Source organism: Kineococcus sp. NBC_00420, assembly GCF_036021035.1.
Lineage (GTDB): Bacteria > Actinomycetota > Actinomycetes > Actinomycetales > Kineococcaceae > Kineococcus.
Genome location: NZ_CP107930.1, coordinates 5,373,402 through 5,396,069, shown reverse-complemented (window position 1 = coordinate 5,396,069; position 22,668 = coordinate 5,373,402). Strand labels below are relative to the sequence as shown.

19 protein-coding genes are annotated in these 22,668 nt (G+C 68.0%); 7 read left to right on the top strand and 12 right to left on the bottom strand.

Annotated elements, in window-relative coordinates:
- Positions 1–91 precede the first annotated feature (91 nt).
- The 10 genes from OG218_RS26310 to OG218_RS26265 all read right to left on the bottom strand — a co-directional run bounded on the left by OG218_RS26310 (position 92) and on the right by OG218_RS26265 (position 12,067).
- Entirely contained in the window at positions 92–1,141 is a 1,050-nt protein-coding gene (locus OG218_RS26310; protein WP_442906431.1) for an ABC transporter ATP-binding protein, read from the bottom strand.
- On the bottom strand, positions 1,138–2,166 hold the full coding sequence (locus OG218_RS26305; RefSeq protein ID WP_328296176.1) for an ABC transporter permease: 1,029 nt from the start codon (positions 2,164–2,166) through the stop codon (positions 1,138–1,140). Before OG218_RS26305 ends, OG218_RS26310 begins: the two co-directional genes overlap by 4 nt.
- Entirely contained in the window at positions 2,163–3,098 is a 936-nt protein-coding gene (locus OG218_RS26300) for an ABC transporter permease (protein ID WP_328296175.1), read from the bottom strand. The genes OG218_RS26305 and OG218_RS26300 overlap by 4 nt, the downstream gene beginning before the upstream one ends.
- A complete protein-coding gene (locus OG218_RS26295) occupies positions 3,091–3,750 on the bottom strand; it encodes a UbiX family flavin prenyltransferase (protein ID WP_328296174.1) in 660 nt (219 codons plus the stop codon). The genes OG218_RS26300 and OG218_RS26295 overlap by 8 nt, the downstream gene beginning before the upstream one ends.
- The gene (locus OG218_RS26290; protein WP_328296173.1) at positions 3,747–4,994 is read right to left on the bottom strand and encodes a M20 family metallo-hydrolase; all 1,248 of its coding nucleotides are present in this window, start codon (positions 4,992–4,994) and stop codon (positions 3,747–3,749) included. Before OG218_RS26290 ends, OG218_RS26295 begins: the two co-directional genes overlap by 4 nt.
- On the bottom strand, positions 4,991–6,400 hold the full coding sequence (locus tag OG218_RS26285; protein ID WP_328296172.1) for a UbiD family decarboxylase: 1,410 nt from the start codon (positions 6,398–6,400) through the stop codon (positions 4,991–4,993). The genes OG218_RS26290 and OG218_RS26285 overlap by 4 nt, the downstream gene beginning before the upstream one ends.
- The gene (locus OG218_RS26280; RefSeq protein WP_328296171.1) at positions 6,400–7,767 is read right to left on the bottom strand and encodes a dihydroorotase; all 1,368 of its coding nucleotides are present in this window, start codon (positions 7,765–7,767) and stop codon (positions 6,400–6,402) included. Before OG218_RS26280 ends, OG218_RS26285 begins: the two co-directional genes overlap by 1 nt.
- Positions 7,764–9,422 (bottom strand): HAL/PAL/TAL family ammonia-lyase, encoded by a 1,659-nt coding sequence (locus OG218_RS26275; protein WP_328296170.1) that lies wholly within the window; start codon positions 9,420–9,422, stop codon positions 7,764–7,766. The genes OG218_RS26280 and OG218_RS26275 overlap by 4 nt, the downstream gene beginning before the upstream one ends.
- 64 nt (positions 9,423–9,486) lie before the next feature.
- Positions 9,487–10,410 (bottom strand): isocitrate lyase/PEP mutase family protein, encoded by a 924-nt coding sequence (locus tag OG218_RS26270; protein ID WP_328296169.1) that lies wholly within the window; start codon positions 10,408–10,410, stop codon positions 9,487–9,489.
- Positions 10,411–10,414: 4 nt separating this feature from the next.
- On the bottom strand, positions 10,415–12,067 hold the full coding sequence (locus tag OG218_RS26265) for a peptide ABC transporter substrate-binding protein (RefSeq protein ID WP_328296168.1): 1,653 nt from the start codon (positions 12,065–12,067) through the stop codon (positions 10,415–10,417).
- A 243-nt stretch (positions 12,068–12,310) separates the two neighbouring features.
- Here OG218_RS26265 and OG218_RS26260 point away from each other — a divergent pair, with 243 nt between their 5' ends.
- Positions 12,311–12,877, top strand: coding sequence for an Lrp/AsnC family transcriptional regulator (locus OG218_RS26260; protein ID WP_328296167.1), 567 nt, complete (start codon positions 12,311–12,313; stop codon positions 12,875–12,877).
- 6 nt (positions 12,878–12,883) lie between these two features.
- Here OG218_RS26260 and OG218_RS26255 read toward each other — a convergent pair whose 3' ends face one another.
- A complete protein-coding gene (locus OG218_RS26255) occupies positions 12,884–14,023 on the bottom strand; it encodes a dipeptidase (protein ID WP_328296166.1) in 1,140 nt (379 codons plus the stop codon).
- Between the two features lie 277 nt (positions 14,024–14,300).
- Between OG218_RS26255 and OG218_RS26750 the strand changes: the two genes are divergently transcribed.
- The 6 genes from OG218_RS26750 to OG218_RS26225 all read left to right on the top strand — a co-directional run bounded on the left by OG218_RS26750 (position 14,301) and on the right by OG218_RS26225 (position 20,474).
- Complete coding sequence (locus OG218_RS26750; RefSeq protein ID WP_442906430.1) at positions 14,301–14,819, top strand: Lsr2 dimerization domain-containing protein; 519 nt, start codon at positions 14,301–14,303, stop codon at positions 14,817–14,819.
- Between the two features lie 298 nt (positions 14,820–15,117).
- The gene (istA, locus tag OG218_RS26245) at positions 15,118–16,680 is read left to right on the top strand and encodes an IS21 family transposase (RefSeq protein ID WP_328296164.1); all 1,563 of its coding nucleotides are present in this window, start codon (positions 15,118–15,120) and stop codon (positions 16,678–16,680) included.
- Between the two features lie 71 nt (positions 16,681–16,751).
- Positions 16,752–17,576 (top strand): IS21-like element helper ATPase IstB, encoded by an 825-nt coding sequence (gene istB / locus OG218_RS26240; RefSeq protein ID WP_442906566.1) that lies wholly within the window; start codon positions 16,752–16,754, stop codon positions 17,574–17,576.
- Positions 17,577–17,775: 199 nt separating this feature from the next.
- Positions 17,776–18,264 carry a hypothetical protein gene (locus tag OG218_RS26235; RefSeq protein WP_328296162.1) on the top strand — a complete coding sequence of 163 codons (489 nt, stop codon included), beginning with the start codon at positions 17,776–17,778 and terminating at the stop codon, positions 18,262–18,264.
- Positions 18,265–18,521: 257 nt separating this feature from the next.
- Complete coding sequence (locus OG218_RS26230) at positions 18,522–18,887, top strand: hypothetical protein (protein ID WP_328296161.1); 366 nt, start codon at positions 18,522–18,524, stop codon at positions 18,885–18,887.
- Between the two features lie 408 nt (positions 18,888–19,295).
- Entirely contained in the window at positions 19,296–20,474 is a 1,179-nt protein-coding gene (locus tag OG218_RS26225) for a PDDEXK nuclease domain-containing protein (RefSeq protein WP_328296160.1), read from the top strand.
- Positions 20,475–21,062: 588 nt separating this feature from the next.
- On the opposite strand, the gene OG218_RS26220 is transcribed toward OG218_RS26225, so the two are convergent.
- Positions 21,063–22,556, bottom strand: a complete 1,494-nt coding sequence (locus OG218_RS26220; RefSeq protein ID WP_328296159.1) for an IS1380 family transposase — start codon at positions 22,554–22,556, stop codon at positions 21,063–21,065.
- Positions 22,557–22,668 lie beyond the last annotated feature (112 nt).

Genomic DNA, 22,668 nt, shown 5'->3' with positions numbered 1-22,668 from the left:
GCGGCGCCAGAAATGATGCCTCTCCTCGTCGCCAAACGGAGACCACGTCGGCGCATCAGCTCATCACGCGCGCCGTCACGCCACTGCTTACTCACGAGGAGACCTCCATGGCCTTGATCTTGCGCTGCAGCGCTTGGGGCATCGACACAGCGGGTGCCTGCGGGTGGCAGAGCCAGGACGCGACCCGATGTCCCGGCTCCGCCTCGAAGTACGGTGGCTCGGTCTCGAAATCGATCTCGAGAGCGAACTCGTTCCGCGGGGCGAAAGCGTCACCGGTGGGCCGATCGACAAGGCTCGCAGGGCTGCCGGGAATCGCGTAGAGCTCAGGTTCGGTTGACTCGATGTCGGGCATCGCCGACATCAGGCCCCAGGTGTAGGGGTGTCGGGGTGAGTAGAACACTTGGTCGACTGACCCCTGCTCGACGATCCGGCCGGCGTACATGACGTTCACGTGGTGGGCGATACGCGCCACCACCCCGAGGTCGTGAGTGATGAACACGACGGCCAGTCCGCGTTCAGCCTGCAGCCGAGCGAGCAGGTCAAGGATGCGCAACTGAATCGTCACGTCGAGGGCTGTGGTCGGTTCGTCGCAGATCAGCACGTCGGGTTCGCAGGCCAGCGCAATCGCGATGTTCACGCGCTGGCACATACCGCCGGACAACTGGTGCGGATACTGCCCGTAGCGGCGTCCTGGATCGTCGATACCGACCTCGGTGAGCAGTTCGATGGAGCGGACTCGTGCCGCAGCCCGAGACATCCCGTAGTGCTCTCGCAACCCTTCGGCAACCTGCTTGCCGACGGTCATCGTGGGGTCCAGACAGGTCAGCGCATCTTGGAACACCATGGCGATACGCTTGCCGTTGACCTGCTGGCGCAGTTGCCGGGGAGTCATGGTGGTCAGATCGATGGTCCCGTCGGGGCCAGTGAGCTCCACTGAGCCACCCGAGATCCGTTGACCGCGGGCACCGAGCCCCAGCAGGGCTCGGGCCGTGACGGACTTCCCGGAACCGCTCTCACCCACCAACGCGACGACCTCGCCGGCGTGGACATCGAAGGAGATCTTGCGGATCGCCTCCACCTCGCGATGGTCGTGGCTGAACGTGATCGACAGGTCTTTGACGGACAACACGGGAGTTCTCATGCGCGTGCCTCCACGGCGCGGGGGTCGGTGGCTTCCTTCAATCCGTCGGCCACGATTGTGAACGACACCATGAGTAGGCCCAACACCAGGACTGGGGCCAGCACGAGGTAGGGATAGGACAGAAATGCCTGGTACCCGGTGCTTACGAGCGACCCCAGCGACGCTGACGGCGGCTGCACCCCCATTCCGACGAACGACAGGTAGGACTCGGTGAAGATGGCCGCCGGGATGGAGAACATGCTCATGGTCAAGACGGGCCCGAGGATGTTCGGCAGGATCTGCACGGCGATGATTCGCGAGTCCCGGGTGCCCAGCGTCCGCGAGGCCAAGACGTACTCCTCGGACTTCTGCCGTAATGCTTGAGATCGGCTGACGCGGTTCATCGCGAGCCAGTTCGTCAGCAGCAGGCCGAAGATGATGGCGCCGGTACCCGGACCGACCGCGACGACGAACAACGTGACGATGACCAGCTGGGGGATGCCGGAGAGGATCTCGACGACACCCTGCATGAGGGAGTCGACCCGCCCGCCGAGGTAGCCCGAGACGACCCCGTAGACCATGCCCACGACGATGTCGATGACGAAAGCGATCGCGGCGATGAGCAGCGAGACGCGGGTCCCGGACCAGACGCGTTCCCACATGTCACGGCCGAGCTCGTCAGTACCGAAGAGGTGGTAGACGCCGTTGGGGATTCCAGCCTTGGCGTACAGGTCGACGCCGTTCTGGGTCCCGTCCAGGAGGCCCACGTGCTCCAGCAACGGCCACTTTGGCGGGAGGTAGCGGAAGGCGACGTCTTGGCCGCCGCCGGCGATCGGCAGGAAGGGCACGACGACGGCGAGCAGCACAACGACCGCGACGATGACCCCAGCGACCATCGTCCGACGGTCACGGCGCAGCCGGTTCCACAGGTCACGGCCTGACCCCCGGGCGGGACGGGTCGAGATGATCTCGACCGAGGCCGTCGGGGCCGACGCGAAACGGAGCTTGGAGAGGTCTACGGGGGGAACGGAGGTCGTGTCGCTCACGAGGGGCTCCCGGCGAGTCGGATGCGCGGGTCGATGACGCCGTACAACACGTCCACGAGCAACATGGAACCCACGTAGACGACGCTGTAGACGAGGCTGATCGCGATGATGATGTTGTAGTCGACGTTCTGGATGGCGGTGAGCAGCAACTGTCCCAGCCCGGGTGCGCCAAAGATCTGTTCCACGACGACTGACCCTGTGATGAGCCCGACCAGTAGCGGTGAGAGCACCGTGATGATCGAGACCAGGGTGTTGCGTAGCGCGTGCGACCCGACGACCTTGGTGTCTCCTAGGCCCTTAGCCCGGGCCAGCAAGATGTAGTCGCTCTCGAGGCAGTCCAGCATCTCTGAGCGTGCGTAGCGGGCTGTTACGGCCATGACGTAGGCCGCTAGCGAGATGGTGGGCATGATGCTCGATTCGAACGGGTTCTGCGCCGAGTACCGGATGGGCAGCAGCTTGAGCTGAAAACCCACGACGTAGACCAGTACGAGCGCCAAGACGTAGGACGGGATGCTGAACGCGACGACGCTGAGGAACGTCGAGGCGTTGTCGATCCAGCCGCGCCGGCGCACAGCCGAGAGGATCCCCAGCAGCAGGCCGACGACGACGCCCAGGACGAGAGCCTGCAAACCGATCCGGATCGTCACGGGTAGCCGCGTGGTCAGCATGTCCGAGACGGCCATGTCGGGGATGATGTTGTAGGACACACCGAAGTCACCCTGCACGAGGTTCGCCAGGTACACCCCGAGGCGCACCAGGACGGGCTGGTCCAGGCCGTACTTGGCCGCCATCAGGCTCTTCTGGACCGGGTCTAGCTTCTCGGAGTTGAACGGTGAACCCGGCAGGAGTTCCAGCAGCCCGAACATCACGATCGCGACGACGAACACCGTCACGATCGCGCTGAGCAGTCGCCTGCCGACGTAGCTACCCACGGGACACGCCCTCCCCCGGACCCGACGCGGAGAGGTCCAGGGCTGGCGGGTTCGACCGGTCCGCGGGCAAGCCCTTCCACTGGTTCCCACGGAACTGCGTGAGCCCCACCCGGACCAGGGCACGTCGGGCCAGCCCGTCGATGATGTCGTTCACGGAACTCGGGCGGGTGTAGAACGCCGGTACCGGTGGCGCGATGATGCCACCGGCCTTCGCGACGGCGTCCATCGCAGCGATGTGCCCGCGGTGCAGGGGTGACTCGCGTACCATCAGCAGCAGCGGGGTCCCCTCCTTGAGGCACACGTCGGCCGCGCGGGCGATGAGGTTCTCCGAGACACCCGTGGCGATCGCCGACAGCGTCCGCACTGTGCAGGGCGCGACGAGCATGGCTGCGACGGGCGTGGACCCGGAGGCGATCGAGGCGCCGATGTGCGACGGGCGGTGCGCCACGTCGGCCATCGCCTCGACGTCGGACTGGCTGAGGTCGCACTCCTGCTGCAGGGTCATGGCCCCGGCCTTGGAGATGACGACGTGGCTGGTGATGCCCGGGTCCTGCCGCAGCAGGTCGAGCATCCGGACGCCGATCCCGACGCCGCTGGCGCCGGTGATGGCCACGACGACGCGGCTGGGGGGTTCTTGGCGGTTGAGGCTCATGAGAGTCCTTCCTGGTCGAGGTTCACCACGCTCTGGGCGAGGGCGTGCACGCCCACGGCGATCTGTTTGGAGTCCGTGAACTCCTCCGGGCAGTGGCTGCGGCCTCCTACCGAGGGGATGAAGATCATCCCGACCGGACCGAGCCTGGCCATCTGGACGCCGTCGTGGCCCGCGCCGGAGTAGAGCTGGGCGGCGGGATGGCCCAGCTGCCTGATCGACGTCCCGATGATCCCGGACAGCCGCGGGTCCATCGCGGTGGGGCGTTCCCACGGTGACCACTCGAGCGAGTGCGTCAGTCCACGGCGGGCGGACTGCGTCGCGGCGGCCTCGGCGATCTGCTCGCGGGCGAGGGTGAACCAGCCTTCGTCGGGGCTGCGGAACTCTGCGGTCAGCAACGCGCTCTCGGTGACGACCGAGGTCGCCTCGGGCGTGAACGTCACGGAACCGACAGTGCCGACAGCCTGCTCGGCGGAGGACGCGATCTCCTCGACAGCGAGCACGACCCCCGCGGCCGCGCAGCCCGCGTCGTGCCGGGAGGTCATCGGGGTGGTGCCGGCGTGGTCGCGCTGCCCGGAGAACAGCGCGCGGAACCGGGAGATCCCGCAGATCGAGGTGACGACCCCCAGCGGTAGACCCTGACGCTCCAGGACCGGACCCTGTTCGACGTGCAGTTCCAGGAAGCCCAGGACTTCGTCGTCGGCCCAGCGGGTCTGGTCCAGCTGCGGGTCCCAGCCAGCGGCGGAGAGTGTGTCGCCTAGCGTCCGGCCGCGGTCGTCGGTCGTGGCCAGGTGGCTCGCGGTGAGGGTCCCGGCCATCGCCCGGCTGCCCAGGCAGGACAGTTCGAAGCGGTTGACCTCCTCGTTGTAGAAGTCGACGATCTGCAGGTCGTGCTCGAGCTGGATCCCGGACTCGCGGATCAGCCGCACGACCTCGAGACCGCCCACGACGCCGACGATCCCGTCGTAGCGCCCGCCGCCGTCGACGGTGTCGGTGTGCGAGCCCACGACGATGGCCTTGCGCCGCGATCCCCTGCCGCGCAACGTGCCGATGACGTTACCGATGCCGTCGACGCGGACATCGAGGCCTTCGGCGCGCATCCGCTCGGCGACCCAGTACCGCGACTGGGTGTCGACCTCGGTCATCGCGACCCGGCTCCACCCGGGACGGGAGGAGTCAACGAGGTCGGCCAGGCCGTCCAGGTCCAGCACCAACCGCTCGACCTGCGGGAAGTGGACGTCGATCACAGGGTTCCTCCCCGTCCGGTCAGCGAACCGTGCAGCACCAGCGCCGGCGCGAGCTGCTGCGCGAGCCCGCGCGAGCGCAGCTCTTCGAGGACCCCCGCGGTCACGGCCGCCGGCGGGACCGCCAGCCGGGGGCCGACCGCCCGATCACCCGGTTTGACGGTGGCGTCCATCCCGACCTTCGTCACGGTTCCGCCCTCCTGCATGGGTACGTTGCGGTCGGTGGCGACGGCGTCGATGCGCACCAGGTCCCGGTCCCAGCGCATCCGGCTAGTGCGCGCCCAGTGCACGTGCACGTCGTCCCACACGTCGACGTCGGCGTCCACGACGGTGACCTGCTTGACCATGGACACCGCAGCGAAAACCCCCATCACGATGCGCCGGGGAAGGCCGGGACGGCCGCCCGCGATCGAGACGACGACGTCGACCCGCCCCCCGCCGGCGTGGGTGACGGCGACGTCGACGATCTCGCAGCCTGCCCCGCGCAGGGCGTGCTTGATCCCGGCCGCGATGGGGATTCCGGCGATGTAGCTGTGCTCGGAGGCGAGCCCTGGCAGGATCACCTGCATCGAGGCATCACGGCGCTTCGTCACCGCGGTGACCTCGAGCGTGCAGCCGTTGCCGTAGTCCTCGTACATCCCGTGGTACTCGTTCACCAGACCCTCGTGCACGACCTGATCGGGGTGGATCAACCCCTCGACGACGACCTCCGCATCGCCAGGGACGAGCACGTCGCTGGTCGTCGCCTTGACGACGCGGACCCTCTCGCCCAGCAGGTGCGACGCGTGCTCGAGCTCGTCGTCGCCCAGCCCCAGGTAGGTGCAGCTCGCCAGCTGGATCGCCGGGTGGACCCCGAAGGCCAGCGCCACCGGCAGCGCGCCCGCGGAACGGGACAGTGCAGTTAGGTGGTGGTTCGGGGCGATCCCGATGAAACCCGTCGTCGCTGTGAGCGGTTTGACCCGCGCGTAGCTGGCGTTGCGCATCCCCGAGACCGGGTCGTGAGCCAGGATCAACGCGGCCGTGACGTACCCGCCGGAGTCCTGCTCGAACCATCGCGGCGCGACGACCTGGTCCCAGACCGTCTCGGGTCCCAGCACGACCTCCTGTGCCGGGGCGTCCTTCACGACCTCGGGGGCCTGCCGCCCGGCGATCGCCGCGGTGATCTCGCTCAGCAGGTCGCCGACCTCGCAACCGACGGCGGCGGCCAGCCGTTCGCGGGAGTTCAACAAGTTGCCGACGACGGGCATCGGTGACCCGGTGACGTTCTCCACCCGGACGGCCGGTCCGCGGTCGAACAGGCCGAGTAGCGCCGACAGCTCGTACTCGGCGGAGACCGGGTGCCCGACGTCGACGAGTTCACCGCGTGCGCGCAGCGCCTCGACGAACCCGCGCATCGACTGGTCGGCCATCAGCGCAGACCCGCCACGAACTGCCCGTCGCCGGCCTTCGCCAGCAGGCCGTCGGCGTGGGAGTACACCGTGACGCCCCGGACGATCGTCTGCTCGACGCGGCCCTGGAACTGCAGGCCCTCGTACGGGCTCCAGGTCGCGCTCGAGTACATCCGGGTGTCGTCGACGACGGTGCGCTGTGCGGGGTCGACCACGACGAGGTCGGCGTCGAGACCGACGGCGATCGACCCCTTGCGGTGCTCCAGCCCGAACGCCTTCGCGGGATTCGTGGCCAGCACCTGCGCAGCAGTCAGTAGCGAGATCCGGCCACCGAAGTACCCGGCGCCCAGCACGATCGGCAGCAGGGTCTGCACCCCGGGCGCGCCGGAGGCGTTGTCGAAGATCACCGGAGCGGACTTCTTCGACAGCGGCCAGGGGGCGTGGTCGGAGGTGACCATCTCGACGCGCCCGTCGGCCAGCGCGCGCCACATCGCGGCGGCGCTCTCGGGGGTGCGCAAGGGAGGGTTGATCTTTCCCTTGGCGCCGAGGCGTTCCATGTCGTCCTCGGACAGCACGAGGTAGTGCGGGCAGGTCTCCACCGTGAAGTCCTGCCCTCGGGCTGCGTGCTCGCGGACGAGGTCGACGGTGGCGGGAAGCGAGGCGTGGAAGATGTGGAACTTCACCCCCACCGCGCTCGCGAGTTCGAGGCCGAGCGCGACGGAGGCGGTCTCGGACACCGGCGGGCGCGAACGCACGTGGTCGATCGGGGCGGTGCGCCCGGTGGCGATCGCCGACTTCACCAGTGCCCCGATGATCTCGCCGTCCTCGGCGTGCACGCCGACACGCACCCCCCGCTCGCGCAGGACGGCGAAGGCGTCGAGGAGTTCGTCGGAGGCGATGCGTGGGAAGCGGATCGGGTCGGTCTCGAACAGCGAGACCTTGAAGCCGCAGACCCCGGCGTCGACCATGCCGTCGATGTCGCGCACCCCGTCCAGGGGGCGGACGGTGCCGTGCAGGGAGACGTCGACGACAGCCTCGCCGGCAAGGCGTTCTCGTTTGGCCAGCACGGCCTCGGCGGTGTTGACCGGGGCGCCCGCGTCGTAGGGCATGTCGAGGATCGTCGTCACGCCCCCGGCGGCGGCGGCCGAGGTGGCGCCGATGAAGGTCTCGCCCGGGTCGGAGAAGGAGTGCACGTGCGCGTCCACGGCACCGGGCAGGACGAGCCTGCCGGGCGAGCCCACGACCGTCTTGGCCGCTTCCGCCGCCTGGAGCGCGGCGCGCCCGGACAGCACCTCGGTGATGCGGCCGTCGGCGACGACCACTGCCCCGTCGGTCAGGACCTCTGTGGGGGTGACGACGATCCCCCGGACGACGAGTTCGGGTGTCACAGGACCTCCCCAGTGGCGGCGGCGACCGCGTCGAGGACCGAGGCACCCGCGACGAACTGCTGCGCCTTCACCATCTGCTCGTTCTGGTAGACGTCCTCGCGGGTCATCGGGACGATGGCGCGGAAGGCGTCGTAGGCGGCCTGAGTCCCGGCGCCCAGAGCGTCTGTCCCGCTCAGGTGCGGGCTCGCCAGGTCGATGCCCTGGGTAGCGAGCATGAACTCGACGCCCAGGATGACCTGCGTGTTCTTGACGACGCTGCGCGCCTTGCGCGAGGAGAACGTGCACATCGAGACGTGGTCCTCCTGGTTCGCCTTCGTCGGCACCGAGTCGGCGACGGAGGGGAAGCACAAGACCTTGTTCTCGCTCGCGATGGCCGCAGCCGAGCAGTGCACGATCGAGAAGCCGGTGTTGAGGCCGAGCTGACCGCCGACGAGGTTCAGCGGCAGGCCGTAGCTGAGGTTCGGGTCGGTGAGGCGGAAGGAACGGCGCTCGGAGATCGCACCGATCTCGGACACCGCGATGGCGATGAGGTCGGCGGCCATGCCGATCGGCTCACCGTGGAAGTTCCCCCCGGAGAGGACCTCGAACCCACCCTCGCCGTCGGGCAGGACGAGCGGGTTGTCCGTCGCGGCGTTGGCCTCACGCACCAGCAGCACCTCGGCGAACTCCAGCGACTCACGGGTGGTGCCGTGGACCTGGGGGGCGCAGCGCAGCGAGTACGCGTCCTGGACGCGCGGCTTGTAGACCCCGCCGGGGCGGTTCTCGTCGGGCAACTGAACCGTGCGGGCCACCTCGGTGGTCCGTTCGCTGCTGGCGACGAACGCCCGCACGTTGCGGGACACCGTCACCTGCCCGGGAGCGTTGCGGGCGGTGTGGATGCGCTCGTCGAAGGCCGCGGTCTCACCGCGGACGGCCTCCAGCGACAGCGACAGCGCGACGTCGGCCTGCCGGGTCAGCTGCTTCGCGTCGTGCAGGGCGAGGGCTGCGGTGGCCAGCGAGATCGTCGACCCGTTGATGAGGGCCAAGACGTCCTTGGGGCCGAGGACGAACTCGGTCTCCAGACCGGCGAGCTCCAGAGCGCGGACGGCGGGCATGCGCTCCCCGCCGAAGAACGCCTCACCCTTCTCGTGCCCGACCATGACGCTTACTAGGTGCGCGAGCGGGGCCAGGTCTCCTGAGGCGCCGACGGAACCCTGCGAGGGGATGATCGGGACGATGCCCGCGTTGAGGATCGAGATCAGCCGGTCGAGACATTCGACGCGGACGCCGGAAAGACCCTTGGCCAAGGCGTTGGTGCGCAGCAGCAGCAGCGCGCGGGTCTCGTCGGCCGGCAGCGGTTCCCCGACGCCGGCGCAGTGGGAGTTGATGACCAGGTTCTGGAACCTCTGCTGGTCCTCGGGCGGGACCCGGACGTCCATCAACCGACCGAGGCCGGTGTTGATGCCGTAGATCGGAGGGGCGTCGTCGGTGAGCCAGTTGGCTTCGACGTAGTCACGGGCCTCCACCGTCAGTCTCCGCGACTCCTCGCCGAGGACGACGGTCGGGTACACGCCCTCGGCGTCGCCGCGGGCGACGTGCACGATTTTGTCGATGGTCATGGAGAAGCCGTCGATGTCGACGGTGTCGGTGCTGTTCTCGGCGAGGACGTCGGTCATGCGGGCAGAACCTCTCGTGGGACCCGCGCGGACGCGGGGTCGAACGTGCTGGTGGGGTGGGGTCTCAGCCCGCGTCGGGCGTGTGGACGGTGCGCGGGTCGTTGAAACGCACGTCCTTGCCGGTGAAGGTGGCCTCGAGGTCGAGGAGTTCCTGGGCGGCGAAGAAGGGCATGCCGCTGTGGCCGGGATACTCGTCGGCCATCATGCCGTTGGAGAAGGTGTTGCCCATCTCCGCACGGTTCGCGCGACCGGCTTCGATCATCCCGGCCATCGCGGCCTTCATCGTGAAGTGCATCGTCACGAGGGAGTAGCCCATCTCGTGCAACGCTGCGTAGTCCATCTTCTCCAGACCGCGCTTGGCGTTGATGTCGGCGAACATCTTCAGCCCGGGGACCCGTCGGGCGACCTCAGCGGCGTCCTGCGCCGTCGTGATGTTGACGATCGTGGAGGCGTGCGCGCCGAGTTCCTCGACGCAGAACCGCATGCGCTCGATCGCTTCATCCAAGTCCGCGGTGCCGAGGTTGCTGCGGGCGATGACCATGCAGTCGGTGCCTTCGACCGCCTTCACCGCAGCGCGGATCTTGGCGTAGTAGTCCTCGCGTGGGACGACGTTGTCGAGGGAGACGTCGCGGGCGTATCCCGGTTCGGCCTCGTCCTCCATGAGGACGCCCATCGCACCCGCCTTCGCCACCCGGCGTACGGTCTCGTAGGCCTGCAAGGCGGACCCCCCGAACCCGTCCTCGATGTCGACGGCGAGAGGGATCGGCGAGGTGTCGCAGATGCGTTCGACGGCCCAGAGGAGCTCCTCCAGGGAGAGCAACCCCATGTCGGGGATGCCCTTCATCGACATCGAGACCTCCGAGCCCGACAAGAGCATCGCGTCGAATCCGGACAGTTCGACGGCTCGGGCGGAGGAGCAGTCGTAGACGCACGGCGCCAGGACGGTACCGGCCTCCATGAGGCTGCGCAGGGTGGTTCGTGCGGTCATAGCTTCAGGCCTTCTTGGTCACGATGCGGTAGTTCCAGGTGAGGCTGACGTTGCGGACCTCCATGCCGTTCACGTTCGGATTCACCAGCATGGCAATCCCGTTCTGAACGGTCGGGATCACGCCGACGTCGCCGAGCAGGATCTTCTCCGCCTGGTGCAGGGAGTCCCAGCGGGCCTGCTGGTCAGAGAGGACCTCGGCGGTGCGGGCGCCCGCGACGATCGCGTCGTACTGCGCGTTCTGGTACCCGCCGAAGTCCCGGGCGGAGTCCGAACCCAGGAGTTCCAGGAACGCCATCGGGTCCTTGTAGTCCGGGCCCCAGCGGAACAGGTAGAGGTCGAAGTCGCCGTTACCAGCCGTCTCGTTGGCGGTCGCCTTCACCGCGCTGGTGAGTTCCACCTTCAGACCGGTGAGCACCTTCTCCCACTCAGCTGCGATGTACTCGGCCTGCGAGACCGATGCGTCGTCGTCCCAGTACAGCAGACGCAGCGTGAGCGAGGTCTGGCCCAGCGCCGCGAGACCCGCGGTCCAAGCAGCCTTCGCGGCGTCCAGGTCGAACTCGAGGAACGTTGCGCCGGTGTCTCGGAACTGCTTGCCGTCTGGGCCGGTGGCGAGGTTCTTGCCGACGAAGTAGTTCGCAGCCTCGGCACCATTGCGCAGGACGTCCTTCGCGACAGCGTCCTTGTCGAAGCTCGTCGCCAACGCAGTGCGGATGTCCTTGTTCGCCAACGCCGCGTTCGAGAAGTTCGGGTACATCCACCACATGTGGACCTCGAGGGCTGTGACGAGAGCGTCGGAGTCCGCGTAGCGGTCGATGAGACTTCCCGAGATCTCCACCCAGTCCAGTTCACCGGACTCCTGCAGCAGCGCGCCGGTCTGCGAGTCGGTGACCACGCGCCAGGTGAGGCCGCCAAGAGTTTCAGCGTCCTTGTTCCAGTAGGTCGTGTTCTTGACTGCGGTGAAGTTCTCCGCGAAGTCCCAGCTGTCCCACGTGAAGGGACCGTTGTAGATGGTCGAGTCCGGGTTGCTGCCGAAGTCGCTGCCGGCCTGTTCGGCGAACTTCTGGTTCACCGGTAGGAACGCGGGGCGGACCAGCAGAGCCTGGAAGTAGGGGACGTCCGCGGCAAGCTGCACCGTCAGGGTCTTGGCGTCGGTGGCGGTAACGCCGAGGGAGTTGAAGTCTGCACCCTCGTTGACGATCGCGTTCGCGTTGAGTATTCCGGCGGCCACGGCCTCGTTCGAGTTCGGTGCTGCGGTGGCGGGGTTCACCAGCCGCTTCCAGGAGTACTCGAAGTCGTGGGCGGTGACGGGGGTGCCGTTGCTCCACGTCGCGTCGCGGAGGGTGAAGGTGTAGGAGAGACCGTCGTCGGACTTGACGAACGACTCCGCCATCAGCGGGACGATCTCGTGGTCGGCGTCGAGGGTGTAGAGCCCGTCGTAGACCGCGGTGAGGACCTCGTTGGAGGTCCCGTCGTTGACCTTGTGGGGGTCGACGGACTGCAGGGGTACGAGCTTGCCGAGCAGCAGGGTGTGGCCTGCGGCGGCTGCACCGCCACCCTGGTCGCCGCTGTCACTCGCCCCCCCACAGGCGGCGAGGCCGGTTGTGGTGAACGTACCCGCCAGCAGTGCGGCGAACGTGCGCCTGCGAACCTTGTGCATCTGTGCGTTCCTCTCTCGTCGCGGCGGGACGTGCGTCGCCGGTGCGGGGGACGCAGCGCCACGAAGAGACGGGCGCCGACGTCGGTGGGGAGCTGCAGTGCGCCGGACTCGGACTCGATGGTCAACTTCAGTTCGGCGTCTTGGCCAGAATCATGCACGTACATTCACCAGGATGGCAAGTGTCTCGTAGGATGTTCGGCATCAGAGGATCAACCGCCGTTTGCATTCGAGGGAGTCTGTGACGTGAGCGACACGCCGAACATCGTGGGGCCGGCCCGCCTCGACGACGTGGACCGCGCTATCTTGGCGGTCCTGTCTCAGGACGGTCGGCTCTCGAACAAGGACCTGGCCGACCGGGTGGGCTTGGCCCCCTCGTCCTGTCTGTCCCGGGTGCGCAACCTCGTCGAGCTCGGCGTCATCTCCGGCTTTCACGCCGAGATCGACCCGCAACGCGTGGGGCACGGCATCAGGGCCATCCTGCGCATCAAGCTGCGTGAGCACTCCCGCGCCGAGAACGCGCGGTTCGCCAAGGTCATGACGAGCTTGCCGCAGGTGCTGAGCCTGTGGCTCGTGGCGGGTGAGGACGACTACCTCGCCGAAGTCGTCGCTGCGAGCCCGGACGCCCTGTCTGACTTCGTGCTCGACAACGTGACCAGCGACCCCGCCGTCGCCGACACGTACACCACGCTCGTGTTCAACCGTTGGCGCGGACCCGGCCCCGTCGCTGGACCCGGCCCCGTCGCTGGACCCGGCCCCGTCGCTGGACCCGGCCCCGTCGCTGGACCCGGCCCCGTCGCTGGACCCGCCTGAGCCCCATCAGTCCACCGACGTGCCGTCCTGCGCGGCCTCCAAGACCCGCAGCACGTTGCCGCTGGTCAGGCCGCGCAGGTCGGCGCCCGACCAGCCCTGATCGGCGAGCGCCTGCAGCAGCACGGGGTAGCAGGAAACGTCACCCAGACCGGCCGGGAGCTCGTCCACCCCGTCGAAGTCACCTCCAAGACCAAGGTGCTCGACCCCGACGACTTCCCGGGCGTGCTCGAGGTGGGCCACGACATCGTCCACGGTGGCGACGGGCCGGGGGTTGGCGCCCAGCCACGCGCGGTAGGGCTGGAGGGCTTCGGCGTCCCCCATGGGGTCGTAGGGGGCGCCTCTCAGCCCGAGGCGTTCCTGCTCGGCCGTGGTTGCGGCGCGGTGATCGGCGCAGGCCTGGTTCACGAAGGCCGGTACGAACGTCACCATGAGGACTCCCTCATTGCGCCGCAGGCGTTCGAGCACCGCGTCGGGGACGTTGCGCGGGTGGTCGGTGACACCGCGAGCGCTGGAGTGGGAGAAGATCACCGGCCGGGTCGTGACGTCCAGGGCGTCGTGCATGGTGCGCTCGTGGACGTGCGAGAGGTCGACGAGGACTCCGGTGCGGTTCATCTCGGCCACGACCTCGCGGCCGAACCCGGTGAGGCCGAAGTCGACGGGTTTTCCGGTGGCCGAGGCGGCCCATGGAGTGTTGTCGTTGTGGGTGAGCGTCATGTAGGCCAGACCCGCGCGGCGCAGTTCCCGCAGGACGCTCAGGGAACTCGCGATGCTTTGACCACCTTCGGCGCCCGGTAGCGAGGCAATGAGCCCGTCGGCCCAAGCTGTCCGGACGGCGGCTGCGGTCGGGCTCCATCGGAATACGTCGGGGTGGGCCAGGACAAGGCGGCGGACAACGTCGATCTGCTCGAACGTGGCGGTCACCGCGGTCGGGTGGTCCCACCGCGAGGGGACGAACACTGACCAGAACTGGGCTCCAAGGCCACCTGCTCGCAGGCGTGGAATGTCTGTCTGCAGCAATGGTTGGCCGGTTGCCAAGTCAGCGGCGGCGGGGTCCGAACCGTAGTCTTTGCGGATCTGCCAGGGCAGGTCGTTGTGGCCATCGAAGACGGGATAGGCGTTCAAGACGTCATCATGGAGATCAAACATAGGGGGAACGTACCCGCCGGGCCTGCGGCGTGGGGAGTACGGGCTCGAGACCGCCGGGACGATCTTGCGTCCAGCGACCGGTCAGACAGACGGTTTCGCGATGGAGGTTCCGCGACCGAGGGCAAGTCCCCCGGCCCGTTGCTGGGTACTGCGCTGCACTCTCTAGCGGGAAGCCCGCAAGGGGTGGGTCGAAACCTGAATCCCGGCCCGCCCCGCAGAGGCGGCCAATTACGGCCAGAAACTGTTAGAGACGTATCCAACTGCTGCGCGACTCCGGATGGATTTCCTGTCCGCTGATGCTCAGCTTCAATGCCTCGACATCTGTCACCATGCCCCTATGGCCACCCGCACCACCACGCAACTGATCGACGACGTCGACGGCACCAGTCCTGCCACCGGACGCATCGTCTTCACCCTCGAGGGCGCCGGCTACGAGATCGACCTCAGCACCGACCACGCGCGCCAACTCCGCGCTGGTCTCGACGTGTTCATCCAGCACGCCCGCCGCACCGGGAAGCAGACCGTCGGTCACCGCGACAATTACAAGCGCACCACCCTCACCCCTGATCACCGCATCATCCGTGCCTGGGCTCTGGACAACGGCCACACCGTCACCACCGGCGGCCCTATCAGCCCACCGTCCTGCGCGCCTACCAAGACGCCCACTGACCCTGGGGCGGGCCAGCGCCAGCCCCCGCCTGCGAGCGCCGGTGGGTGTGATGGTCCAGGGGGCTGGAGGTGTGGAGCGGGCCGACCCGGGAGAGCAGACGATGGTGGCGACCGGCCGGGTATGTGATCGCTACCTCGATCGCTGGGCGTTATCGATGAGCTGATCATCGACGAGGGGACTTCGTCGGCGACGACACGATTAATGACCTCAGACCGAAACCCGCGAGCTCAGATCCTGGCTCTGCCCCCCCGCTCCCGTTGTCCGTGGCCATGGAAAAGTCCCCACTGGTGGCCAGGTGAGGTCCCCACTGGTGGCCAGATAGAAGTCCCCACCCCCTCGCTCGTCGTGTCGAGCCGGAGTACGGGCCCTGGACGGTGACGGTGAAGGCGCCAACCACTCACCACCACCGCCCAGGGGTACTCCCATGTTGTCAGCGAGGGAACGCATGGACATCGTCGCCGCCTACCAGCAGGTCGGCACCTACCGCGGAGCCGCGCAACTCTGCGGCACCACCCACAAGACCGTCCGCCGCGTCATCGAAGCCGCCCAGACCGCCTTGGCCGGTGAACCGGTCCCACCTCGAGAGGCCAGGGCACGCAACTACGACGGGATCATCGACCTCGTCACCGAACGCGTCACGGCATCGAGGGGCAAGATCTCCGCGAAGCGGTTACTGCCGGTCGCGGTCACCGCCGGATATGCCGGTTCCGCCCGGAACTTCCGCCGCCTGGTTGCCGTGGAGAAGACCCGCTGGCGCAGCGAGAACCCCGGCCGTCAGCGCCGCCCGGCGGTCTGGACCCCAGGTGAGTACCTGGTCATCGACTGGGCCGGGACCGTCGGCGGACTGCACCTGTTCTGCGCGGTCCTGGCCTGGTCGAGGTTCCGGTTCGTCGCGTTCGCGCCCGATGAGAAGTCGACGACCACTCTTGCCTTGATCGGCGAGGCGTTCACCGCGGCCGGCGGGGTCCCCGACAAGGTCCTCGCGGATCGGATGGCGTGCCTGAAGGGCGGGGTCGTCGCGAACGTCGTCGTCCCGGCCCCGGCCTACGTCCGCTTCGCCGCGCACTACGGCTTCGCCCCGGACTTCTGCCACACGGCTGATCCCGCGTCGAAGGGGATCGTGGAGAACCTCGTCGGCTACGCCCAGCGGGACCTGCTCACCCCACTACTCACCGAGGCCGAAGTCACCGGGCGACCGGTGACCCTCGCGGCGGCGAACGAGGCCGCGAGGATCTGGATGGCGGAGGTCAACGGCACCCAGCATTCGGAGATCGCCGCCGTCCCGGCGGACCGGTTGGAGAGCGAGCGGGAACTGTTGGCGCCGTTGCCGTCGCTGCGCGCGAAGATCGGACCGGACCCCGTCACCCGCAAGGTCGACCGGCTCTCCTGCATCCGGTTCGGCTCGGCGCGCTACTCCGTCCCCAACCGGCTGCTCGGCAAGACGGTCTGGGTGATTCCCGATGGGGCGAGGTTGAACATCGTGGACGCCGTGAGCGGTGAAATCCTCGCCGACCACGCCCTGGTCGCACCCGGCGAGGTGTCGGTACTGGACACCCATTACGACGGGGCCCGCAAGCCACCGTCTCGTGGTCCCCGACCGAGAACGACTGTCGAGCAGCGTTTCTGCGCACTGGGTGAGGTCGCGGAGGAGTTCATCGTCGGTGCTGCCGCGATCGGTAACACCCGCCTCGCCTTCGAACTGGACATCCTGTTGGCCCTGGCCGCCGCGCACGGTCAGGAACGGTTCCTGCAGGCACTGCGGCGGGCGGTCGCGTTCAGACGGTTCCGCGCCGAGGACGTCCGCTCCATCCTCGCCGCCGGGACCGGTTCGGGGACGGCCGCGCCGACCCCCGTCCCGGCCGGCGAGGCGCTCGTTCTGGAACTGCCGACGGCTGCGACCCGGGACCTGGGCGCCTACCGCATCGAGAACTACGCCGAGAACTACGCCGAGAACGAAACGATCCCAGCCGTTGAGGAGCTCCCGTGAGCCCGACCACCAATCCAGCCAGCAGCAGTACGCCGAGGAGTAGAACTACGGCGGCGACAACCACGGCCACCATCCCTTCGAGAACGCGCAGCAGTGCTCCACCGGCGTCGCAGGCACCGGCCGCGCCGGAACTACCCGCTGACCTCGTCGCGGGGTTGAGGAGGTTGAAGTTGGCAACGATCCGCCGTCAGGCGCCGGAGGTCCTGGCGACGGCGAAGGTCCAGCGTTGGACGCCGGAGGAGACCCTGCGGGTCCTCATCGAGGCCGAGCTCGCCGCCCGCGACGCCTCCAACGCCGCGACCCGACTGAAGGCCGCGGGGTTTCCCGTCCTGAAGACGGTGGAGTCCTTCGACGTCGCCGCCTCGAGCATCCCCGCCGCGACGTTCGACTACCTCACCACCCTTGAGTGGATCCGCGCCCAGGCTAACCTGGCGTTGATCGGGCCGCCAGGGACCGGTAAGACCCACACCCTCATCGCCCTGGGTCATGCTGCCGTCGAGGCGGGGTTGAAGGTCAAGTACTGCACCGCCGCTGAGGCGGTCGAGAATCTTTACCGGGCGTTGGCCGACAACTCCGTCGGCCGCTCGATCGACGCCCTGCTGCGCAACGACCTGATCATCCTCGACGAGATCGGTTTCGCGCCGCTGGACGACACCGGCACCCAGTTGTTGTTCCGGTTGGTCGCGGCGGCCTACGAGCGGCGGTCGTTGGCGATCGCCTCGCACTGGCCCTTCGAGCAGTGGGGTCGGTTCCTGCCCGAGCAGACCACCGCCGCCTCGATTCTCGACCGACTCCTGCATCACGCGACGGTCGTGGTCACCAGCGGGGAGTCCTATCGGATGAGGCAGGCTCAGCAGGCCCGCGACGGTCGGAGGGAGGGCATCCCGGGCCGTTGATCATCGCGAGGGGGTGGAGACTTCGACTTGGCCATCAGTGGGGACCGCAACCTGGCCATTGACATCCCGTAGCTGGTGCTCTCAGCGTCGCCGTGTGGCAGGCTCAGCTCACAGCAAAGGCGACAGCTCGCCAACCCACCGGGTTCAACCCCGGGCAGGGAAGGTTCAGCTGGTACCGGGAGCAGGCAGGAGTCACGACGTGCCCCGCATCACCACCCGCGGTAGCCGCATCGATGCACGCCGCGCCACCACCGTCGGCCTGGCTTCCTTCGCCACCCTCACCCTCGTACCGCTGCTCGCCCACGCCAAGCCCAGCGAACGCGCCGTCCTGCTCCTGGCCGCTCTTCCTGCCGCTGCGCTCTTCGGCTACCTCGCCGGTTACGTGGCAGGATCGACCACCCACCTCGAGGCGGCTGCACTGCAGACTGGACAGGTCACCGACCGCCAGCTGAGTGCCGCTCAGCTTCAGGCTGCTCAACTTCAAGCTGCTCAGCCGTCTGCACCGGTCATCAGCATCGTCAGCGAACCCCTCCCCCGCCCCGGGACCGGCTCGCCCGTAGGCAGCGGCTACCTCGCCGCTCTCGCCCGCCCCCCCCGCCGGCCAGCCCGCAAGTCGGTCCGCAGGTCAGCAGCGAGACGGGCTCCACCTGGTGCCCGCCCCCGGCCGTGGAGCCTCCACCGCTCCTGAAGCTGCCACAGAGGCTGCTTCGAGCGGACTCAGCGGGCGAGATCCGCGCCTCACCCTCATCGTCACCCAGCACCCCGCCAGCTGACGCAACAGCACCCCAGCTCGGCCGTTGGTCTCAGCACGCGCAGCACACCCAGCACGCTTCAGTGAAGACGCCACGCCCGACAGAGCGCCCAAGCCGCGAGCACGACTCACGCCACTCGCGCACCCCCACACCTCGCCCCACCCCTTGGACTTCCCGCACCGGAGGACCCGCCATGACCCAGACCCCCACCCATCAGCCCGCGAGCGCCGACAGCACCCGGACCGGTGTCGGTACCGGCGGCCACAGCACCACCGGCCACGGCTTCAGCAACACCAGCTACGACACCGGCTACGACACTGAGCACCTCGCCACCCGCGCCGCCATGGCCCGCCAAACCAACGCCCACCGCGCCACCTACGCCGCCGAAGCACTGCACCGCCACGGCCAGATCAGCCACAGCGACGCCGACGACATGCAGCAAGCCCTCGTGGAACTCCTCAGCGACCTGCACCACCTCTGCGACGCCTGCGACCTCGACCTCGCTCCCCTCTTCGAAGCCGCTGGCCTCATCCACACCCGCGAAACCCAAGCTGCCTGACCGACTCCCTCCCCAAGGGCATTCCAGGGTCGTAGCCGCCAATAGCCGCACCAGCACGCAGCACCGCGTGCGGCACCTGCGCTGGACAAGGGGCCGCACATCGCGCGGGTCGCATGCCTGCCGGCGCACGCGGACCTCGTCCCCCACCCGCAGCACCCCACTGATGGCACCCCACTACGGCTCACCTCACGTCGCTACCCATACGTATCGCTGCTTGACAATCCAGCATGATCTTGGGATAATGACAACATCACCCCGGCAGTGGCTCATGGCCCGCGGGGTTTCTTTACGTCTAGCCCCGTTCAAGACGCCAGCCGAGCTGGTGACCGCTGCCGTAGACACAACGCCAGCGGATCAGCAGGTACATCACCACTGAAGGAATGTCGCAGGGTGCGAGAAGATCACCCCATGCGCACGCCGCCCGAGGATCAGCACCCACGCCACCCGCAGCAAGGCAGCGAGCAGACACGTGGCGCACCAGCAGGTGACCTCGAGCCCGTCGGCTACGCCCAACTCCTGGAGACCCTCAAAGAGCGCGTCCGCATCACCCAGGTCCGCGCCGCCCGCGCCGCCAACACCGAACTCCTACGCCTGTACTACTCCATCGGCCGCGACATCCTCGAGCGCCAAGACCACGCCGGCTGGGGCGGGAAGGTCATCGACCGCCTCGCCGCCGACCTGCGCGACGCCTTCCCCGACCTCCGCGGCTTCTCCGTGCGCAACCTGCACTACATGCGCGCCGTCGCCGCCGCCTGGCCCGAGGAGAGCGACTTTCTGCAGAGTCCGTCTGCAGAATTGACCTGGAGCCACGTCACCACCCTCATCACCCAACTCGACGACCAGCAGCTGCGCACCTGGTACGCCACCCACGCCGTGCAGCAACACTGGTCTCGCAACGTCCTGCAGCACCAGATCATGTCCCGCCTGCACACCCGCATCGGCGCCGCCCCCTCCAACTTCGCCGTCACCCTCCCCCCACCCGACTCCGACCTCGCCCAAGCCCTGACCCGCGATCCCTACGTCTTCGACCACCTCGCCCTCACCGGCCCCGTCAGCGAGAAACGCCTTGAGCAAGCGCTGATGGACAAGCTGCAAGCAACCCTAACCGCCTTCGGTCACGGCATGGCCTTCGTCGGGCGTCAGGTCCGCTTCACTCTGGGCAACGGTGCCGAGAGCGAAGAACTCATCGTTGACCTCCTCCTCTTCCACCTCACCCAACTACGCTACGTCGTCGTCGAACTGAAAGTCACCCCCTTCCAAGCCGGCATGGTCGGACAACTGGGCACCTACGTCGCCATGGTCGACGACCTCGTCCGCGACAACACCATCCACGCCCCCACCATCGGCATCCTCCTCGTCGCCGGACGCAGCGAGCAGATCGTGCGCTACGCCCTCTCCAGCACCGCCACCCCCCTAGCCGTCGCCGACTACACCTACGAAACCCTCCCCCCCGAAGCTCGCGCCGCACTACCCGACAGCGCCCAACTCCAAGCCCTCCTCGACGAAACCGTCCAACAAATCACCGAAGCCGACGGACTCATCGACGATGAGACCCATGACCAAACCAACGACCTCGAGGATTCCTGACGCGGAGCTGGCTGCTGAACGTTCTGCCCGTCGCAGGACTCGCAGGTCTCGCAGGTCTCGGTGAACATGACGGCACGGGCGGAGTTCCGAGCCGTCTTGGTCAACCCAGTGCAGCAGGCGCAGGCCTTCTAGGCCGAACGCCCCGGCGTTGACGTAGCACGTGAGCCGTGAGGCCTTTCCGTTGTCGTTCCCCGTCGATGTCGTTGACCGTCGAGTTGTTGCAGTTGCAACGGCGTCTCGCGTCTCGCGTCTCGCGTCTTGCGTGGATCGGTGGGTCTCGACGGCCACAACGGTTGCTCCTGAGCAAGACCTCACTCACTGCGCAGATGCTTGCTGTCGATCACGTACCGGTCATGTACCGGCGGCCTGCGAGCGCCGGCCCGTTCCGATGAACCCAGCGCTCGCCGCTATTGCTGCTGTCCCCCGTGGACTGAGCCTGGATCCACCACCGAATGACCGATGAGCTCGTGGTGACCTGCCGAAGGCAGGTCACCACGAGCAGGGCATCAGATAGCCGCCGACCGGGTGTTGGCTCTTCCACGGCGATTCCTGGTCGTGCCCTCTCGGGCGGTGGGCGTCGGGCACTGCTCAGATCCGGCGGGTCACGACCGGCTGATGCCGGTCGATTTCAACGATGGCGGCCAACACGTTCTCCAAGCCGGACTGCCAGGGCCAGCCGGACGGGGCGTGCAACCGCAGCCGCCGAGCCGAGAACGCGACCCGCGCCGGCAAGCTGATCAGCTTGCCCCGGATCGTCCCAGCACGTTCGCGACGGTGGGTCGTCCCCGCCAACGCGGCAATGGCTCGGGTCAGGTTGTGCGTGATCGCGGCCAACACCAACCAGGCAGCGTTGGCCTGGAACTTCCCCGACGGCAGATGCGCCAACGGCCCGTCCTTGGCCTCGGCGATCACCGACTCGATCACCGCGTGCGCGCGGTGATCTTTCTCCGCGACCAGCATCGGCAGCGGGGAGTCGGTGAACACCGCGTGATAGCGATAGGTCTCGAACAACTCACCCTGCCCCCGACCGAGAGCGGCGGGGTTCAACCGTTTGACGCGGCGGACGATCAACCGCGCCCTCACGTGCTCAGCCTTCCTGCGGCCGGTGAACGCGGTGTAGGTCGTCTCGGCGACCTCGGCATCAGAAACCCAGCGCCGGTCGTCTTCATCCCAGACCGCGTCGGTGTACTTGATCGGCGTCCAGGCATCGTCGGCGATGCCCGCGATCGCCCGCTGGACAGCGGGATTGCTGCGAGCGGTGAGGGAGAAGCGGGCCCGGCCGCGGCGGGCGGCGGCGATCACGGCGTGGTTGTAGTAGGCCGAATCGGCCCGCACGATCACCAACCCGCCACCGGTAGCCGCACCAGCACCAGCACCAGCACCAGCACCAGCACCAGCACCAGCACCAGCACCGGTGCCGGTGCGTTTGAGGGTCGCCAGGGTATCGCCCAGTAGTTTCGGCGCACCCTTAGCGCTGGCGACCGATCCCTTTCGCAAGCGGGTTCCCACGATCACCGGCGTGCTGGCCGGGGTGGTCGCGGTCACCAGCATCGCGTTCAGGCCTTTGACTTTCGAGTAGCCGTATCCGGCGCCCTGCTTGGCGTAGCCGTAGGTCTGGCGGATGGTGTCGTCGACATCGACGTAGAGGATCTGGTCGGCATCGGCCAGCAGCGGTGACCCAACCGCGGCGGTCGCGGTCTGCAGGCCGGTCAGGAACCGGGCCGCGACGGCGTCGAGTTGGCGGACGTGGCCGTGAGTGAAGGTCCGCAGGAACGTCCCCAAGGTCGAGGGGGCGCGGACGTCGTCGAACAGTTTCGTGTTCGCGCCGTGTCGCAGGACGTCCATGTCGTCGATGCTGTCGGCGCCGACCAACATCCCGGCGACCAGGCCGGTGGCCTTGGCCGCAGCGTTAGCCGACCCGGGCCCGGCGAGGGTGAGGTGCTGGCCGAGCAGGTCGTGCAGGCCCGCGGTCTGGGCCAGTTGCAGGGCCGGGGCCAGGCCGGCGTAGGCGATGAGGTTTGGGTCGTCGAAGGTGATCGAGGACGCCGCCGCGGTGGTGGGGAGGGCGTGCGAGACTTGCATTTGGCGGGTGTCTTCCTTGCTGCTGCGTTGGAACCGTAGAGAAGTCCCATCGTTGCAGGTCAGAAGCCACCCGCCGCCTCACGTACTGGCCCCCGCAGCATCACGGGACGGT

Excerpts from the sequence above, each read along its gene's own strand:
- OG218_RS26285 (WP_328296172.1), bottom strand. The coding sequence starts at position 6,400 with ATGGCCGACCAGTCGATGCGCGGGTTCGTCGAGGCGCTGCGCGCACGC.
- OG218_RS26230 (WP_328296161.1), top strand. The coding sequence starts at position 18,522 with ATGACCCAGACCCCCACCCATCAGCCCGCGAGCGCCGACAGCACCCGG.
- OG218_RS26255 (WP_328296166.1), bottom strand. The coding sequence starts at position 14,023 with ATGTTTGATCTCCATGATGACGTCTTGAACGCCTATCCCGTCTTCGAT.
- OG218_RS26275 (WP_328296170.1), bottom strand. The coding sequence starts at position 9,422 with ATGACCGACGTCCTCGCCGAGAACAGCACCGACACCGTCGACATCGAC.
- OG218_RS26310 (WP_442906431.1), bottom strand. The coding sequence starts at position 1,141 with ATGAGAACTCCCGTGTTGTCCGTCAAAGACCTGTCGATCACGTTCAGC.
- OG218_RS26750 (WP_442906430.1), top strand. The coding sequence starts at position 14,301 with ATGGATTTCCTGTCCGCTGATGCTCAGCTTCAATGCCTCGACATCTGT.
- OG218_RS26225 (WP_328296160.1), top strand. The coding sequence starts at position 19,296 with ATGCGCACGCCGCCCGAGGATCAGCACCCACGCCACCCGCAGCAAGGC.
- istA (WP_328296164.1), top strand. The coding sequence starts at position 15,118 with ATGTTGTCAGCGAGGGAACGCATGGACATCGTCGCCGCCTACCAGCAG.
- OG218_RS26265 (WP_328296168.1), bottom strand. The coding sequence starts at position 12,067 with ATGCACAAGGTTCGCAGGCGCACGTTCGCCGCACTGCTGGCGGGTACG.
- OG218_RS26295 (WP_328296174.1), bottom strand. The coding sequence starts at position 3,750 with ATGAGCCTCAACCGCCAAGAACCCCCCAGCCGCGTCGTCGTGGCCATC.
- OG218_RS26270 (WP_328296169.1), bottom strand. The coding sequence starts at position 10,410 with ATGACCGCACGAACCACCCTGCGCAGCCTCATGGAGGCCGGTACCGTC.
- OG218_RS26220 (WP_328296159.1), bottom strand. The coding sequence starts at position 22,556 with ATGCAAGTCTCGCACGCCCTCCCCACCACCGCGGCGGCGTCCTCGATC.